Source organism: Bacillus inaquosorum KCTC 13429 (assembly GCF_000332645.1).
Taxonomy (GTDB): Bacteria; Bacillota; Bacilli; order Bacillales; family Bacillaceae; genus Bacillus; species Bacillus inaquosorum.
This window is the reverse complement of the sequence record NZ_AMXN01000008.1, coordinates 1-17,988: the sequence shown is the minus strand read 5'-3', so window position 1 is coordinate 17,988 and position 17,988 is coordinate 1. Positions and strand designations below refer to the sequence as shown.

12 protein-coding genes are annotated in these 17,988 nt (G+C 45.6%); 5 read left to right on the top strand and 7 right to left on the bottom strand.

What is annotated here, in order from left to right:
* Positions 1-33 precede the first annotated feature (33 nt).
* Positions 34-714 (bottom strand): amino acid ABC transporter permease, encoded by a 681-nt coding sequence (locus BSI_RS03790; protein ID WP_003241140.1) that lies wholly within the window; start codon positions 712-714, stop codon positions 34-36.
* Between the two features lie 9 nt (positions 715-723).
* Positions 724-1,587 carry a transporter substrate-binding domain-containing protein gene (locus BSI_RS03795; RefSeq protein WP_080030895.1) on the bottom strand — a complete coding sequence of 288 codons (864 nt, stop codon included), beginning with the start codon at positions 1,585-1,587 and terminating at the stop codon, positions 724-726.
* A gap of 382 nt (positions 1,588-1,969) precedes the next feature.
* On the opposite strand from BSI_RS03795, the gene BSI_RS03800 reads away from it, so the two are divergent.
* The 3 genes from BSI_RS03800 to bglC all read left to right on the top strand — a co-directional run bounded on the left by BSI_RS03800 (position 1,970) and on the right by bglC (position 4,425).
* Positions 1,970-2,425, top strand: coding sequence for an RDD family protein (locus tag BSI_RS03800; protein ID WP_003241134.1), 456 nt, complete (start codon positions 1,970-1,972; stop codon positions 2,423-2,425).
* 82 nt (positions 2,426-2,507) lie between these two features.
* Positions 2,508-2,840, top strand: a complete 333-nt coding sequence (locus BSI_RS03805; protein ID WP_003241133.1) for a YckD family protein — start codon at positions 2,508-2,510, stop codon at positions 2,838-2,840.
* Between the two features lie 151 nt (positions 2,841-2,991).
* A complete protein-coding gene (gene bglC, locus BSI_RS03810) occupies positions 2,992-4,425 on the top strand; it encodes a 6-phospho-beta-glucosidase (protein WP_003241131.1) in 1,434 nt (477 codons plus the stop codon).
* Positions 4,426-4,461: 36 nt separating this feature from the next.
* Here the strand turns inward: bglC and nin are convergent, their stop codons facing one another.
* The 5 genes from nin to hxlA form a co-directional block, all read right to left on the bottom strand.
* Positions 4,462-4,860: a DNA-entry nuclease inhibitor gene (gene nin, locus BSI_RS03815; protein WP_003241129.1), complete on the bottom strand. Its 399-nt coding sequence runs from the start codon at positions 4,858-4,860 to the stop codon at positions 4,462-4,464.
* Between the two features lie 26 nt (positions 4,861-4,886).
* Positions 4,887-5,336 carry a DNA-entry nuclease gene (gene nucA / locus BSI_RS03820; RefSeq protein ID WP_162532063.1) on the bottom strand — a complete coding sequence of 150 codons (450 nt, stop codon included), beginning with the start codon at positions 5,334-5,336 and terminating at the stop codon, positions 4,887-4,889.
* Positions 5,337-5,510: 174 nt separating this feature from the next.
* Positions 5,511-7,235: a methyl-accepting chemotaxis protein TlpC gene (tlpC, locus tag BSI_RS03825; protein WP_003241123.1), complete on the bottom strand. Its 1,725-nt coding sequence runs from the start codon at positions 7,233-7,235 to the stop codon at positions 5,511-5,513.
* 111 nt (positions 7,236-7,346) lie between these two features.
* Positions 7,347-7,904 (bottom strand): 6-phospho-3-hexuloisomerase, encoded by a 558-nt coding sequence (gene hxlB / locus BSI_RS03830; RefSeq protein ID WP_003241122.1) that lies wholly within the window; start codon positions 7,902-7,904, stop codon positions 7,347-7,349.
* 5 nt (positions 7,905-7,909) lie between these two features.
* Positions 7,910-8,542 (bottom strand): 3-hexulose-6-phosphate synthase, encoded by a 633-nt coding sequence (gene hxlA / locus BSI_RS03835; protein WP_003241120.1) that lies wholly within the window; start codon positions 8,540-8,542, stop codon positions 7,910-7,912.
* A gap of 231 nt (positions 8,543-8,773) precedes the next feature.
* On the opposite strand from hxlA, the gene hxlR reads away from it, so the two are divergent.
* Together hxlR and srfAA are read left to right on the top strand one after the other, a co-directional pair.
* Complete coding sequence (gene hxlR, locus BSI_RS03840) at positions 8,774-9,136, top strand: transcriptional activator HxlR (RefSeq protein ID WP_003241118.1); 363 nt, start codon at positions 8,774-8,776, stop codon at positions 9,134-9,136.
* A 576-nt stretch (positions 9,137-9,712) separates the two neighbouring features.
* A partial coding sequence (gene srfAA, locus BSI_RS0121555; RefSeq protein ID WP_032732280.1) for a surfactin non-ribosomal peptide synthetase SrfAA occupies positions 9,713-17,988 on the top strand: 8,276 nt, incomplete at its 3' end.

Below are 17,988 nucleotides of genomic sequence, written 5' to 3'. Positions count from 1 at the left end.
CTGCGGAGCGGCTTTTTTTAATGAAACGTTTGTTTAAACATAGTGAGCGTATTTTTTCTCAAGGATATTCTGAAAAACGGCCGCTGCTGAGCAGATTGCCCAATAAATGAGAGCAGTCAGAATATACATGGTCATGTAATCAAACTCTCTGCCTCCGATGATTTTCGCATGCTGGAGCAATTCCGGCACTGTAATCATCGCAGCGAGAGAGGACGCTTTGATTAAGTCGAGCAATACATTGGCAAGCGGAGGCAGCGCAATACGGATCGACTGCGGCAAAATGATGCCTCTCATCGTCTGCCAATAGGAAAGTCCGAGCGAGGATGCGGCTTCCCACTGTCCTTTTTCAACAGATGAAATGGCTGAACGGTTAATTTCCGCAATGTAGGCGGCGCTGTTAAGGCTAAAGCCAATTAAAGCGGCCGTGACAGCGGAAAATTCAATGCCGATATAAGGAAATCCGAAATAAAGGATAAACAAGATCACCAAAATCGGAACGCCCCGCATAAATGAGATATAGAGCTTCGCCGGCCATCTTAACAAGGCAAGCTGAGACATTCTGGCGAGTGATATGAACAGGCCGATCACCGTTCCCGCAAACATGCTCACAAAAGAGATGAGCAGCGTATACCCAATGCCTCTTATGACATAAGGAAACGATTCAATTGCCAGCTTCGTGTTAAAAATATATTCCCACTGAATGCTATTAATCATGGCGTCCGATTACAAATCAACGTCCTGAACGTCGACATCCAGTTTCTTTGATACATCTGCTTTATTGAAGAATTGTTTCGACAGCTTAGTCAAAGTGCCATCCTTGCTCATTTCTTTCAATGTTTCGTTCATCTTTTTCTGAAGTGCTGCATTGCTTTTTTTCATGACAAGCGCCTGTTTGTTCGGCATGTACTTGATGTCAGGGTGGATCGTAATGTTGAGATCCGGGAATGCTGCGAGCGCAAGTGTCTGCAGGTAATAGTCGTTTAAAATGACATCAGTGCGTCCGTTGGCGACATCTTTTAAATACTGCTCGTTGGTCGCATTATCATAAATCACTTCTTTGGCGCCGTATTTTCTCGCAACATCCATGTAAACTGTCGTTGCCGCGCCAGCTGCTTTCTTCCCTTTTAAATCCTTTAGCGTTTTAATCCCTGATAAATCGTCTTTTCGGACAATTGCTGTGCCGTATGAATATTTATATGGAGTGGAAAACGCGAACTTCTTCTCGCGGTCCTTTGTCACATCGATGTCATTTGCGGCTGCGTCAACCTGTCCGCTGTTCACCGCTGTCAGCATCCCGTCAATGCCCATCTCCTTGAACTCAACCTTCAGCCCCAGGCGTTTTGTCGCTTCACGAACGACTTCAACCTCGTAGCCTGTCAGCTTATCGGAACCAGAATCGGTATCGTGGTAAGAAGTAGGATAAAGCGTGCCGGATGTAGCGACAACGATTTTCCCTTTGTCTTTGATCTGTTCCCAGCCTGTATCCTTGGAACCGGCTTCATTTTTGCCGGAACAGGCTGCCAATATAAGAAAGAAAGCCATTGTAAAACTGAATATAACGGCTTTGGATTGCATGAATGATTTCACCTTTGTTTCCCCCAATCTGTTAATCAACTAAAAAGATAGCATTGAACATAAGGGGTTGCAATATGTTGATGATGTTTTCAAAAAGTTCGAATTGTGTGTACAAAAGCGTGTGAGCGTTTAAAAGCGGCTATGAAGGGAAGGAGTGATAAAAAAGGAGTTGTCTAAGGATGAAAGCACTGACACATCAAGGGAAAGAGCATGTGAAAGTGAAGGAAGTAGCAGGCCCCGAAATTAGCCAATACTGTATGAAATGGTGAAGAAGCATGTAGTTGATCTTCTGCATAATTTAAGTCTTGCTGATGTCCATAAGGCATATGATATATTCAATAAGAAAAAAATGGAAACCATCAAAGCTATATTGAAAACATAATGGGGGAGTCAAATGAATATTTACAAACCAGCCGGATTCTGGATCAGACTGGGTGCTTCATTGCTGGATTACATTATTGTCTCGGTGCCTCTTTTGCTGATCTATTGGCTGATTACAGGAAAAGACCCGAATGACAGCATGTTCATCAGTTTGATTGTTCTGCTGTACTCTATTTTGCTGCCGGTGTTTTGGAACGGCTACCTTATCGGAAAAAGAATCTGCGGAATCAGAATCGTAAAAAAAGACGGATCACAAGTCAGCCTGTTAACGATGTTTTTGCGGGTTATTGTTGCCGGTCTGGTTTACGGCATCACCTTCGGACTCGGCTTGATCGCCAGCCTGATTCTGATCGGCGTGCGAGAAGACAAAAGAACACTGCATGATTTAATCGCGGGAACGTATGTCACTTACGCGTCACCGGGTGAAGAAGAACTTGATAATGACGAACAGATCAGAAAGAGCGAATAATGGTTCGCTCTTTTTATTTTGTATGCATAAAAAATGAAATGCAGCAAAACATATGAAAAATAGGATTGGAGGAATAAATTGGATGAAACGAATAAAAATCAATATCATCACAATGTTCATAGCCGCGGCTGTCATTTCTCTGACCGGCACAGCGGAAGCCGCTGAAAAACAGCAGCAGCCTCCCGCTAATGTTTCACTGACAGATCAGCAAAAGAAAGAAATTGAACAGCTGGAAGCAGACATACTAAAAAAGCGTAAAGACGTAATCTCAAAATATGTGCAATACGGCGTCCTGCCTAAAGAAAGAGGAGAACACATCAAAAATCACATGGACAAACACTTTGAAATGATGAAACAAAACGGCTTTGTTCCAAAGCCCCATCCTCATGCGCATAAATTTGAAAAAAGGCATTAAGACGGTAAGCATCCAATGGAAATTGGGTGCTTTTGAGTTTTTTGCAAATGAAAATATTGGCTGAGCTGTTCCGCGACTAATATCGAGTTGATCTGAAACGCGTTTCATAACCTATGATAGGTTTATCAATAGTTCAGGAGTGATAAACACTATGATCCACCAGCATCCAGAATCTTTTCCGAAACATTTTTTGTGGGGCTCTGCTTCGGCAGCGTACCAGATTGAAGGCGCTTGGAACGAAGATGGCAAAGGTCCTTCTGTATGGGACGTGTTTACGAAAATACCGGGCAAAACGTTCAAAGGAACTAATGGCGATATTGCGGTTGACCATTATCACCGTTATAAAGAAGATGTCGCTTTAATGGCTGAAATGGGCTTAAAAGCGTATCGATTTTCCGTCAGCTGGCCGCGGATTTTTCCAAAAGGAAAAGGAGAGGTCAATGAAGCAGGCCTAGCGTTTTACGATAACCTGATTGATGAGTTGCTTTCTCATAACATCGAGCCGGTTCTGACTTTATATCACTGGGATTTGCCTCAGGCGCTTATGGACGAGTATGGCGGCTTTGAATCAAGAAATATCATCGAGGATTTTAATAACTATTGTATTACTCTTTATAAACGTTTTGGAGACAGAGTAAAATATTGGGTTACGTTAAACGAACAAAACTACAATTTTAATCACGGATTTATTACAGCCATGCATCCGCCTGGAGTGAAAGATAGAAAACGATTTTACGAAGCAAACCATATAGCGTTCCTGGCTAATGCGAAGGCCATTGAATCTTTTAGGGAATATGTGCCTGAAGGCAAAATAGGTCCAAGCTTTGCTTATTCTCCGGCATATCCTTTATCTAGCCATCCAGAAGACATACTGGCTTTTGAAAATGCTGAAGAGTTTATGAACAATTGGTGGCTTGACATGTATTGCTGGGGAACCTACCCGCAAATTCCTTTCCGCTATTTAGAAAAACAGGGCTGGGCGCCGACAATCAAAGCGGGAGATATGGAGCTGCTTGCCAAAGGGAAGCCTGATTTTGTAGGTGTCAATTATTATCAGACCATCACCTACGAACGAAATCCGCTTGATGGTGTGTCAGAAGGAAAAATGAATACAACAGGACAAAAGGGGACCAACCAGGAAACAGGGATACCCGGAGTATTTAAAACGAAAAAAAATCCGCATCTGACAACGAGCAACTGGGATTGGACAATTGACCCAATTGGATTGCGTATCGGCCTTCGACGAATTACAAGCCGCTATCAGCTTCCAGTGTTTATCACAGAAAACGGTTTGGGTGAGTTTGATAAGGTTGAAGACGGCACTGTACAGGATGATTATCGAATTGATTATTTGCATTCGCATCTTGAGCAATGCAGACAAGCCATCAGCGACGGTGTCGATTTGATAGGCTATTGCAGCTGGTCGTTTACTGATCTGTTAAGCTGGCTGAATGGCTACCAAAAAAGATACGGATTTGTATATGTCAATCGCGATGAAGAAAATACACATGATTTAAAACGTTTGAAGAAAAAAAGCTTTTATTGGTATCAGGATGTAATCAAGACGAATGGAGAAAGTTTATAAAGAGTCCCTGAGAGTCACTCTCTCAGGGATTTTTCATTACACAGAAACAGCATCAATAATATAAGTGTCGGCGTGCAGATCTGACTTTTCAGCCGGCACAGTCCAGCATGTCAATTGATAGTCCCCTTTAGGAAGATCAAAGGACAGCCTTTTAGACATAATGCTTTCAATCTCAATTCCGTTTTCTGTGACATGAAAAGGAACAGTCACTTTTTTTTCGTAGGAGTTTACAGTTTCTGAACTGTTAAGGCGCAAAAGAATAAATGCCTTTGTATTTCTCTGAGCCTCAAAGGAAATTGCTCCGTCCGCCGCAGCATATCCTTTTTCAATCGCTTCGTCAGTCCAATCCATGACAGGAGGTGCGGAATCCTTTTGAAATACAGTAAATTGATGATATGAAATCGACAGTTCTTGCGGCTTCCATGACTTGATCAATGTGCTGTTCCTCCTCTTTTAACTGTTTACTGAATCGTGAATAAAACCTTTGTGCCGTCAGGGTAATCGGTAAGCTGATGCCCGACCCAAGAACCTGCACCGCGGTTGTCAGTGGGAGAAATATATTCTACAGAAGCTCCCTCACCGCCTTCTTTGCACATGGCCATTGGCCATTCATCTCTGTCATACCCCGTTTTAGGCGGTACGTCTTTTAATGATTGCTCACGGCGTTCCTCAGCTCCGTCCCTGTCGATGGTACACACATCTGAGTGCCCCTCATTTATCGCATCCTTTATATGTTTTGCCGTTTCGGGATAACGGTCAGAAGGGAAGGCGATTGTTTCGTCATATTCTTTCGTTTGAGACGTTTTTTGATCAGCTGAGAAAAAGTCTCCCTTTATCAGGCTGACAGCTGCAGCTGCTATGACGACGATGACGAGGAGTATCGTTTTTATGATGTCCATCGTGATGTTCACCTCCCGCAATTAGCAACTTTAAAAACTGATCCAAGAGTAATCCAGAAAGCGTTTAGTGTAAAGGTTAAAATTTTATGTTTTACACTCAGTTTATTGCAGAAATCGTAATTTTAGCTGGTCGAAATATTTGTTTTCAGTAAAATACCGTTGCCAATTTACAATAATGATAGTAAGTCATCGGCCGTTTTCAGGTTGATCAATCATTTTAAATTGGCTTATGATACCAGTAAGCTCCTCAGCTAATTGAGATAGCGTTTCAGAAGCTGCAGTAATCTCTTCCATCGCAGCAAATTGCTCTTCTGTTAATGCAGCGGCCTGCCGGGTATTATCTGTAGATTCTTTAATGTCAGCCGTATTGGCTGCAAAGGAATCGTTTATTTGATGCGCACTGGCTGAAATGTTTGATACAGATGCTGATAAATCACTGATCTCGGCGCTGATTTCACCTGTTGCGGCTGCAATTTCCTTAAATGCATCTTTTGTGCGCTGGATCATGGTGACACCTTCGGCAGCCTCTGTTTTTACATGCTCAACTGACCTTGCAGATTGGTTCATATCTTTTTGTATCTCTGTAATTAATGTTGAAATTTGTCCTGCAGACTGTTGAGACTCTTCCGCTAATTTACGTACTTCATCGGCAACAACAGCAAAGCCTTTGCCATGTTCACCGGCTCTGGCAGCTTCAATCGCTGCATTCAGCGCAAGCAGGTTTGTCTGATCGGCAATTTGGGTGATGACGGATAAAATTTGTTCAATTTGTTTAGAGCGGCCGTCCAGCTGCTGTATGATTTCTCCGCTTTTCTGAATCGAATGGTGTATCGCATCCATTTGTGCCTGTACATCTGCAATTTCCTTTTGCCCGATGTCGGCTTTTGATTGCGCAAGCTGTCCTTTGTCAGCGATAGCAGCCGTGTTTGAAGAAATATCCCGTATGTCTGCTGAAGCTTGTTTCAGTGAGCTTTCACTGCTTTCAATTCTAGTCATCTGATGCTGGGCTCCATTTGCAATGTGCTGTACAGCTTCTGTGATCTTTTCTGAAGCTTGATTTGTTTCCTCTGCTCCGGCTGAGAGCTGCTGGGAGGCTGACGCAAGCTGAAGAGCTGATTGCTGCACGGTTTGAATGGTATTGTTCAGTTTCATTCTCATCTTATTGTAATAGACGCTGAGTTCTGATAGCTCGTCACCGGATTTGTCTGATACCTCTATTGTCATATCTCCGTTTCCAGCACTTTCAAAGGCGCATTTTAAAGCGTTGAGCCGCTTATTGATTCTTCTGGTGAAAATCAGGACAAGGATGACTGATACAATAATGACGATAGCAAGAACGATAGCGAATTGAGTGAAGAGTGACTTGGTAAGCGATGCTAATATGCTTTGGTTGGCTCCGGTATACAGCATGCCGATGATGTCCCCGTTTTGATCTTTTAAAGGCATGTATGCCGTCTGATAAGAGGAGCCTGCCACGTCTGCTTGTCCGTAGAATCGTTTTCCGCTCTTTAAAACAGCGTCAATAACTTCAGAAGAAGCCTGAGTGCCGACAGCTCTTTCGCCGCTCTTCATGACATTGGTTGCAACACGAGTATCTCCTTGGAAAATGGTAACCGTATCACCTGTTTTTTCACCAAGCAGATCAACAATATCTTCATTTCCGTTGATTTGGATCTTGCCTTTATACAGCTTATTGTTTTTTACCTGCCAGTCCCCTGAAATGACATCATCAATATAAGCGCTGCTTAAAGCGAGATCGCCTTTCGCTTTTTCAGTCGCCATTTGTTTCATGCTTTCTGTAATTTCCTTAAGCATTACAGTACCGACTGATACCGAAAACAAAAGAATAATCACGAAAACCATGCAGAGAATTTTTGTTCCTAGCTTAAGCTTTAGTTGTTTTATCAACATAATTCCTCCTTTTTGTGATTTGTAGGTCATATTACTTATCGGGTTTTTGGGTTTAAAGCTTTATTTAGAAAATAATAAAACCGGCCTGATCTACAGGCCGGTTGTGTGACGCTATTCAAGGTTTGCGTGGTGGGTGAACATGGTTTCAGAATCGAGTCCTTTTTTCTCCATGAGTTTTAAAATCACTGCATCATAGAATAGCAGCAATGTTTGCTCAAATAAGGAACCCATTGGCTGAATGGTTTTATAGCTTCCGTTTGACCGGTCTTTAGGGGACCCGGGCATTTTGACGATGAGATCCGCTTGTTTTCCGATGCTTGATTCCGGATTGATGGTTAAAGCGGCAACGATCCCGTGTAAGCTTTTTGCTTTTGCTGCTGTATGGATTAAGCTCTTTGTCTCGCCGGATCCTGAGCCGATAATGACGAGATCTCCCTCGCGGAGCGGCGGAGTGAGAATCTCACCGGCAATATGAGCGTTGAAGCCCATGTGGATCAATCTCATCGCGAAGGATTTTGCCATCAGGCCAGACCGCCCCGCCCCTGCAGTGAAAATTTGATGGGACGAAAGAATGTGATCGGCGAGCTGATCAGCTTCTTCATTAGAAATATAAGCCGCTGAACGGTGTAACTCGTTTAGAATTTCCGTTACGAATTCAGTCGTTTTCATATGATTTATCCTTGGGCAATAAGCTGTTTCATTTTTGAAGCTGTTTCCGCTTTATCGGCTGCGCTTGTAATTCCGCCCCCAACAATGACAAGGTCAGGATTTTGTTTGATCACTTCTGGCAGTGTATCAAGTTTGATCCCGCCCGCAATTGCGGTTTTTGCGTTTTTAACGGTATTTTTGATTGTCGTTAATTCTTCGAAAGAGTTTTTGCCCTCTGCTTGAAGATCATATCCAGTGTGGACGCAGATGTAGTCAACACCAAGTGCGTCAATTTCTTTCGCACGGGATTCAATATCTTTCACGTTAATCATGTCTACCAAGATTTTCTTCTTCTGTTTTTTGGCTTCTCCTACTGCGCCTTTAATCGTTGCATCGTCTGTAGCCCCTAAAACGGTGATAATGTCAGCGCCTGCTTCAGATGCTTTCATGATTTCATATCCGCCGGCATCCATGATTTTCAGGTCTGCTAAAACCTTCAATTGCGGAAATGCTTCTTTTATTTCTTTAACGGCTCTAAGGCCCTCATTAATGACAACCGGTGTTCCGATCTCAACCACGTCGATGTATTGTTCCACTTCTTTGACGAGCTCGATGGCTTCCGGGATGTTGACGAGGTCTAATGCCAGCTGTAATTCCATTGTTGATCCACTCCCTTTTTCGAATTATTTTTCATTCTATAGGTTCACTCTTTTGATGAGAAGTAGGCACTTTGAAGTCAACTAGTTACTTGGAGGATACTGTGAGTAGAGGCAATCAGATTTCTTTCGCTTGGTTTTAGGAGTGAGTATAATAAAAAGGAGTCTGCAAAAAAGTAAGTAAGTGATGATACGTATCTAACATACAAAAAATATACTAAGGGGGGATTTCTTTTGAGCCGGATGGACGACAAAAGGTTTAATTGTGAGAAGGAATTAACGCTTGCGGTGATCGGCGGTAAATGGAAAATGCTCATTTTGTGGCATTTAGGAAAAGAAGGCACGAAACGGTTCAATGAATTAAAAGCTTTGATTCCTGATATTACGCAGAAGATCCTCGTGAATCAGCTGAGAGAGCTTGAGCAGGATATGATTGTTCACAGGGAAGTGTATCCGGTTGTCCCGCCGAAGGTTGAATACTCCTTGACCCCGCAAGGAGAAAGCCTGATGCCTATTCTTGATGCCATGTATGAGTGGGGGAAAGGCTATATGGAGCTGATTGACATCGATAAAAATGTCATAAAGGAATCATTGTAGGCGCTCTTGAATAAGGGTGTCTTTTTTTTGCCTGTTTTTCGGTTTTTGCGCGGTAAACATATGGGATGTAAAGATTGTAAATGGCTTTCAACAATAAATGGGATGAAGCGGAAAGGATCATTTTAAAAATTTTTATTTTTCTGTAAATAATGTTTAGTGGAAATTATTGCGGCATCCCGCAAAAATATCCCAGTAAATAAACTGGAATCTTTCGGTATCCCGCATGAAACTTTTCACCCATTTTTCGGTGATAAAAACATTTTTTTCATTTAAAGTGAACGGTAGTAAGGTAAAAAAATATTGAAAACAATGAATAATTAGCCAAAACTGTATCATGTTTGGATGAGGGATCTTGCGGTCTTTATTTGCTTGTGTTAAACCCCGCAATGATGATTGATGGCAGTTGTTTTGACAGCGGCAATCTGTTTTTTTGTTAGGATGCACTGCTTTTTAAACGTAGTACTTTGGGCTTTTTCGGCTGTTAGTTCATAAGGATTAAAAGCTTATATGGATAAGAAAGGGAAAATATGCTGCACATGTTCACTGGTTATTGAAGATTAGGGGAGGTATGACAATATGGAAATAACTTTTTACCCTTTAACGGATGCACAAAAACGAATTTGGTATACAGAAAAATTTTATCCTGACACAAGTATTTCAAATCTTGCGGGGATTGGTAAGCTGGTTTCAACTGAAAAAATTGATTGGAAGCTTGTGGAGCAGGCGATTCAAGCGTTTATCCGCAGAAATGACGCCATGCGCCTTCGTTTGCGTCTCAATGAAAACGGAGAGCCCGTTCAATATATTAGCGAGTATCGGCCTGTTGATATAAAACATACTGACACCACTGGAGATCCGAATGCGATAGAGTCTATTTCACAATGGGGCCGGGAGGAAACAAAAAAACCTCTGCCGCTGTACGATTGTGACTTGTTCCGTTTTTCCTTGTTCACCATAAAGGAAAATGAAGTATGGTTTTACGCAAATGTTCATCACGTGATTTCTGATGGAATTTCCATGAATATTCTCGGAAATGCGATTATGCACATTTATTTAGAATTAGCCGGCGGCTCAGATACAAAAGAGGGCATTTCGCATTCATTTATCGATCATGTTTTATCTGAACAGGACTATGCTCAATCAAAACGGTTTGAAAAGGACAAGGCGTTTTGGAACAAGCAATTCGAAACGGTGCCTGAACTTGTTTCCCTGAAACGGAATGTCTCTGCAGGAGGAAGTTTAGAGGCTGAGCGGTTTTCTAAAGATGTGCCTGAAACGCTTCATCAGCATCTTCTATCGTTTTGTGAGGAAAACAAGGTCAGTGTTCTTTCAGTGTTTCAATCGGTGCTCGCCGCCTATTTGTACAGAGTCAGCGGCCAGAATGATGTCGTGACGGGAACCTTTATGGGCAACCGGACAAATGCGAAAGAGAAGCAGATGCTTGGCATGTTTGTATCAACGGTTCCGCTGCGGACGAACATTGACGGCGGGCAGGCGTTCTTAGATTTTGTCAAAGACCGGATGAAGGATCTCATGAAAACACTTCGTCACCAAAAGTACCCGTATAATCTCCTGATCAACGATTTGCGTGAAACAAAGAGCTCTCTGACCAAGCTGTTTACGGTTTCTCTTGAATATCAGGTGATGCAGTGGCAGAAAGAAGAGAATCTGGCCTTTTTGACTGAACCGATTTTCAGCGGCAGCGGATTAAATGATGTATCGATTCATGTAAAGGATCGATGGGATACTGGGAAACTCACCATTGATTTTGATTACCGCACTGATTTATTTTCACGTGAAGAAATCAAAATTGTTTGTGAACGCATGATTACGATGCTGGAGAACGCATTATTGCATCCAGATCATACCATTGATGAATTAACGCTGATTTCTGAAGCGGAGAAAGAGAAGCTGCTTGTGAGGGCCGGCGATGAATCTGTCAGCTATCGTAAGGATATGACGATTCCAGAGCTGTTCCAAGAACAGGCTGAGCAGCTTTCTGATCATCCAGCGGTTGTATTTGAAGATCGCACATTGTCCTATCGAACGTTACATGAGCAATCTGCACGCATCGCCAATGTGCTGAAACAGAAAGGCGTTGGCCCTGACAGTCCTGTTGCGGTTCTGCTTGAACGCTCTGAACGGATGATTACGTCTATCATGGGGATTTTAAAAGCCGGCGGAGCCTATGTGCCGATTGATCCCGCTTTTCCTGCGGAGCGCATTCAATATATTTTGGAGGACTGCGGAGCGGACTTCATCCTGACTGAATCGCAGATTGAAGCTCCTGCGGCCGATGCTGAACTGATTGATTTTGATCAGGCGATTGCGGAAGGTGCTGGCGAAAGCCTGAATGCAGATGTAAACGCACGGAACCTTGCCTACATTATTTACACATCGGGAACAACCGGACGTCCGAAAGGCGTTATGATCGAGCATCGCCAGGTTCATCATTTGGTTGTGTCTTTGCAGCAGACGATTTACCAAAGCGCCAGCCAAACACTGCGGATGGCATTGCTTGCGCCGTTCCACTTCGATGCGTCAGTGAAGCAGATTTTCGCGTCGCTTCTTTTGGGACAAACCCTTTATATTGTACCGAAGAAAACAGTGACGAACGGATCTGCCCTAGCTGCGTATTATCGCAGGCACTGCATTGAGGCAACGGACGGAACACCGGCCCATCTGCAAATGCTGATAGCAGCTGGCGATTTTGAAGGCTTAAAGCTGAAGCACCTGCTGATTGGAGGAGAGGGTTTATCGTCTGTCGTTGCGGACAAGCTGCTGAAGCTGTTTAAAGAAGCCGGCATAGCGCCGCGTTTGACCAATGTGTACGGGCCGACCGAAACGTGTGTGGACGCATCTGTTCATCCGGTTATCCCGGAGAATGCTGTTCAATCAGCGTATGTGCCGATCGGGAAAGCGCTGGGGAACAACCGCTTATATATTTTGGATCAAAAAGGCCGGCTGCAGCCGGAAGGCGTGGCGGGCGAGCTTTATATCGCGGGCGATGGTGTAGGCCGAGGTTATTTACATCTGCCTGAATTGACGGCTGAGAAGTTTTTACAAGATCCATTCGTACCAGGCGATCGGATGTACCGGACCGGAGACGTGGTGCGCTGGCTTCCAGATGGAACAATCGAATATTTAGGAAGAGAGGATGACCAGGTCAAAGTCCGCGGATACCGGATTGAGCTTGGGGAAATTGAAGCCGTTATTCAGCAGGCGTCTGACGTTGCGAAAGCCGTTGTTTTGGCACGTCCTGATGAACAGGGAAATCTCGAGGTCAGCGCATATGTTGTGCAGAAGCTTGGAAGCGAATTTGCTCCAGCCAGTCTGCGGGCACACGCGGCCAGACAGCTTCCTGACTACATGGTGCCGGCTTACTTTACAGAAATCACAGAAATTCCGCTCACGCCAAGCGGCAAAGTCGACCGCCGCAAGCTGTTTGCACTAGAGGTGAAGGCAGTCAGCGGAACGGCCTATACGGCGCCGCGAAATGAGACGGAAAAAGCAATCGCAGCCATTTGGCAGGATGTGCTCAATGTTGAAAAAGCGGGGATCTTTGACAATTTCTTTGAAACGGGCGGGCATTCATTGAAGGCAATGACGCTTTTAACAAGGATTCATAAGGAAACAGGCGCTGAGATTCCGCTTCAATATTTGTTTGAGCATCCGACAATTGCCGCTCTTGCAGAGGAAGCCGATCACAGAGAAAGCCGGGCATTTGCAGCGATTGAACCTGCTGAAAAACAGGAGCATTACCCGCTTTCATTGGCACAGCAGCGAACATATATCGTCAGCCAGTTTGAGGATGCGGGAGTCGGATACAACATGCCGGCGGCAGCGATTTTGGAAGGGCCTTTAGAGATTCAAAAGCTGGAGCGGGCATTTCAAGGGTTAATCCGCCGCCACGAGTCTCTGAGAACGTCATTTATTCTTGAAAACAACACGCCTAGACAGAACATTCATGACAGTGTCGATTTCAAAGTCGAGTTGATGGAAAGAGGCGGCCGCTCCGATGAGGAAATTATGACTTCATTCGTCCGGAGATTTGATTTGGCGAAAGCGCCGCTGTTCAGAATCGGCTTGATGAAGTTAGAAGAGAACCGTCATATGCTGCTGTTTGACATGCACCATTTGATTTCTGACGGTGTGTCCATCGGCATTATTTTGGAGGAGTTAGCACGGTTATATAAAGGCGAACAGCTTCCTGAGCTTCGTCTTCAGTATAAGGATTATGCCGTGTGGCAAAGCAGACAGGCTGCTGAAGGGTACCAGAAGGACCGGGCGTATTGGAAGGAAGCCTTTGCGGGCGAGCTTCCGGTGCTTCAGCTTCTGTCCGATTACCCGAGACCGCCTGTTCAAAGCTTTGAAGGAGACCGGGTGTCAATCAAGCTGGATGCGGGGTTGAAGGATCGCCTAAATCGTTTGGCTGAACAAAACGGCGCCACTTTGTATATGGTGATGCTCTCCGCGTACTATACGCTTTTATCAAAGTATACAGGACAGGATGACATCATTGTCGGCACGCCGTCAGCGGGCAGAAACCACTCCGATACAGAGGGCATTGTCGGGATGTTCGTCAATACGCTCGCGATTCGCAGCGAAGTGAAGCAGGATGAGACGTTTACCGATTTGATCACGCGTGTCCGCACACAGGTGCTGGATGCTTTTTCTCATCAGGATTATCCGTTTGAGTGGCTTGTTGAAGATTTGAACATTCCGCGTGATGTAAGCAGACATCCGCTGTTTGACACGATGTTCAGTCTTCAAAATGCGACAGAGGGCATTCCGGCTGTCGGCGATCTGTCTTTGTCTGTTCATGAGACTAACTTCAAGATTGCAAAATTTGATTTGACGATGCAGGCGAGAGAAACCGATGAGGGCATTGAGCTTGATTTAGACTACAGCACGAAGCTGTTTAAACAAAGCACGGCAGTCAGGCTGCTTACGCATTTTGCGCGTTTGCTTGAAGATGCTGCTGCTGAGCCTGAGAAACAGATTTCTGAGTACAAACTTCTTTCCGAAGAGGAGGCTGCTTCGCAAATTCAGCAGTTCAACCCGGAAAGAACACCTTATCCGAAAGACAAGACAATTGTTCAGCTGTTTGAAGAGCAAGCGGCGAAAACGCCAGACCAGCCGGCACTTCAATATGAAGGCGAATCACTTACCTATCGTGAGCTGAATGAACGGGCCAATCGGTTAGCGCGCGGCATTCTTTCTTTTGGGGCAGGCGAAGGCAGAACAGCGGCTGTCTTATGCGAGCGGTCAATGGACATGATTGTGTCGATCCTCGCGGTATTAAAGACAGGTTCGGCTTATGTTCCGATTGATCCGGAGCACCCGATTCAGCGGATGCAGCATTTCTTCCGCGACAGCGGAGCGAAGGTGCTTCTCACTCAGAAAAAATTAAAGGCTTTAGCAGAAGAAGCGGAATTTAGCGGCGTTATCGTGCTTGCAGATGAGGAAGAAAGCTATCATGCCGATGTGCAAAATCTTGCACTGCCTCTTGATTCTGCGGCGATGGCCAACCTGACGTATACTTCCGGAACGACAGGAACACCGAAGGGAAATATCGTGACGCATGCTAATATTCTGCGCACGGTGAAGGAAACGAATTATCTCAGCATTACAGAACAGGATACGATTCTCGGACTTTCCAATTACGTATTTGACGCGTTTATGTTTGATATGTTCGGTTCTTTGTTAAACGGTGCCAAGCTTGTGCTGATACCGAAAGAAACAGTTTTGGATATGGCTCGCCTGTCTCGCGTTATTGAGCGGGAGAACATCAGCATTCTTATGATTACAACCGCTTTGTTCCACCTGCTTGTGGACTTGAATCCAGCGTGCTTGTCAACGCTGCGAAAGATTATGTTTGGCGGGGAGCGGGCTTCAGTTGAGCATGTAAGAAAAGCTTTGCAAATTGTCGGAAAAGGCAAGCTCCTTCACATGTACGGGCCGTCTGAAAGCACGGTTTTCGCGACGTATCATCCGGTTGATGAATTGGAGGAGCACACGCTGTCTGTTCCGATTGGAAAACCGGTCAGCAATACGGAAGTATACATCCTTGACCGGGCGGGACACGTGCAGCCTGCCGGGATCGCCGGGGAGCTATGCGTCAGCGGCGAAGGGCTCGTGAAAGGCTATTACAACCGTCCTGAACTGACTGAGGAGAAATTCGTTCCGTATCCGTTTGCATCCGGCGAACGTATGTATAAAACGGGTGACCTTGCCAGATGGCTGCCGAATGGCGATATCGAATTTATCGGGCGGATCGACCACCAGGTGAAAATCCGCGGACAGCGCATCGAGCTTGGAGAAATCGAACATCAGATGCAAACCCACGACCGCGTGCAAGAGAGTGTTGTGCTTGCAGTTGACCAAGGCGCGGGAGACAAACTGCTCTGCGCGTACTTTGTCGGAGAGGGAGAAATCTCATCTCATGAGCTGAGAGAGCATGCGGCGAAGGATCTGCCGGCTTATATGGTTCCTGCGGTGTTTATCCAAATGGACGAGCTGCCGCTGACCGGGAACGGAAAAATCGACCGGAGAGCGCTGCCGCTTCCTGATGCCAACGTCTCAAGAGGTGTTTCATATGTTGCGCCTCGCAATGAAACGGAACAAAAAGTCGCAGACATTTGGGCGCATGTGCTTCAGGCTGAACAAGTCGGCGTTTATGACCAATTCTTTGACATCGGCGGACATTCATTAGCAGGTATGAAGATGCTTGCCTTGGTTCATCAGGAACTGGGCGTTGAGCTGTCACTCAAAGATCTCTTCCAGTCACCGACGGTTGAAGGCTTGGCACAGGTGATTGACTCTGCTGAAAAACGGACAGTCATCAGCATCAGCCCTGCAAAGAAACAAGATACGTATCCTGTTTCTTCACCGCAAAAACGGATGTACGTGCTCCAGCAGCTTGAAGGAGCGGAAACGAGCTATAACATGCCGGCGGTTCTGCGCCTTACAGGTGAGCTTGATGTTGAAAGGCTCAACAGCGTGATGAAGCAGTTGATGAAGCGTCATGAAGCCTTTAGAACCACGTTTGAAATAAAAGATGGAGAAACGGTGCAGCGAATCTGGGAAGAGGCTGAATGTGAGATGGCATATTTCGAAGCCGCAGAAGAAGAGACAGAGCGGATCGTTTCTGAGTTTATCAAGCCTTTCAAAATCGATCGGCTTCCGCTGTTCAGAATGGGGCTGATCAAGCATTCAGACACTGAGCATGTGCTGTTGTTCGATATGCATCATATTATTTCTGATGGTGCGTCTGTCGGCGTGCTCATTGAGGAGCTTTCAAAGCTGTACGATGGAGAAACCCTTGAGCCGCTCCGCATTCAATACAAGGATTATGCCGTGTGGCAGCAGCAGTTCATTCAGTCTGAGCTTTACAAGAAGCAAGAGGAGCATTGGCTGAAGGAGCTGGACGGAGAGCTGCCGGTGCTGACGCTACCGACTGACTATAGCCGGCCTGCCGTTCAAACATTTGAGGGAGACCGCATTGCATTTTCATTAGAAGCGGGCAAAGTTGATGCCCTGCGCAGACTCGCAAAAGAAACGGATTCCACAATGTACATGGTGCTTCTCGCTTCATACAGTGCGTTTTTATCAAAACTGAGCGGGCAAGACGATATCATCGTCGGTTCACCGGTAGCCGGACGATCCCAAGCGGACGTCAGCCGCGTCATCGGAATGTTCGTCAATACGTTGGCGTTGCGCACGTATCCGAAAGGTGAAAAGACGTTTGCTGACTATCTTAGCGAAGTGAAAGAAACGGCACTCAGCGCTTTTGATGCGCAGGATTACCCGCTTGAGGACTTGATCGGGAACGTACAGGTTCAGCGTGACACCAGCAGAAATCCGTTATTCGATGCAGTATTTTCAATGCAAAATGCGAACATCAAGGATCTAACGATGAAAGGGATTCAGCTGGAGCCGCATCCGTTTGAACGGAAAACGGCTAAGTTTGACATCACGCTGACAGCTGACGAAACCGATGGAGGGCTTACGTTCGTACTCGAATACAATACAGCGCTGTTTAAGCCGGAAACGATTGAACGATGGAAGCAATACTGGATGCAGCTTCTAGATGCTGTCACAGGCAATCCGAACCAGCCGCTTTCCAGCCTGTCACTTGTGAATGAAACAGAAAAACAAACGCTTCTGGACGCCTGGAAGGGCAAAACGCTGCCTGTGCCGACAGACAAAACCGTTCATCAGCTATTCGAAGAGACCGCTCAGCGCCACAAAGACCGCCCGGCTGTCACATTCAACGGACAGTCATGGACGTACGGGGAGCTGAATGCGAAGGCAAACCGTCTTGCGCGGATTCTGATCGACTGCGGCATCAGCGCGGATGAGCGCGTCGGCGTTCTCACGAAGCCGTCGCTGGAAATGTCCGCTGCGGTGCTCGGCGTCTTAAAGGCGGGGGCGGCGTTTGTGCCGATTGATCCTGATTATCCGGATCAGCGGATTGACTATATTTTACAAGACAGCGGAGCGAAGCTTCTCTTGAAACAGGAAGGCATTTCAGTTCCGGATAGCTTCTCAGGAGACGTCATTCTTCTCGACGGGGATCGCACGATTCTAAGCCTGCCGCTAGATGAAAACGATGAGGAAAATCCAGAGGCGGATACAAACGCGGAGAACCTCGCGTACATGATTTACACTTCTGGAACGACCGGACAGCCGAAAGGTGTCATGGTCGAGCACCATGCGCTTGTGAACCTGTGCTTCTGGCACCATGACGCGTTCAGCATGACAGAGGAGGACCGCAGTGCAAAATACGCGGGCTTTGGATTCGATGCCTCCATTTGGGAGATGTTCCCTACCTGGACAATCGGCGCCGA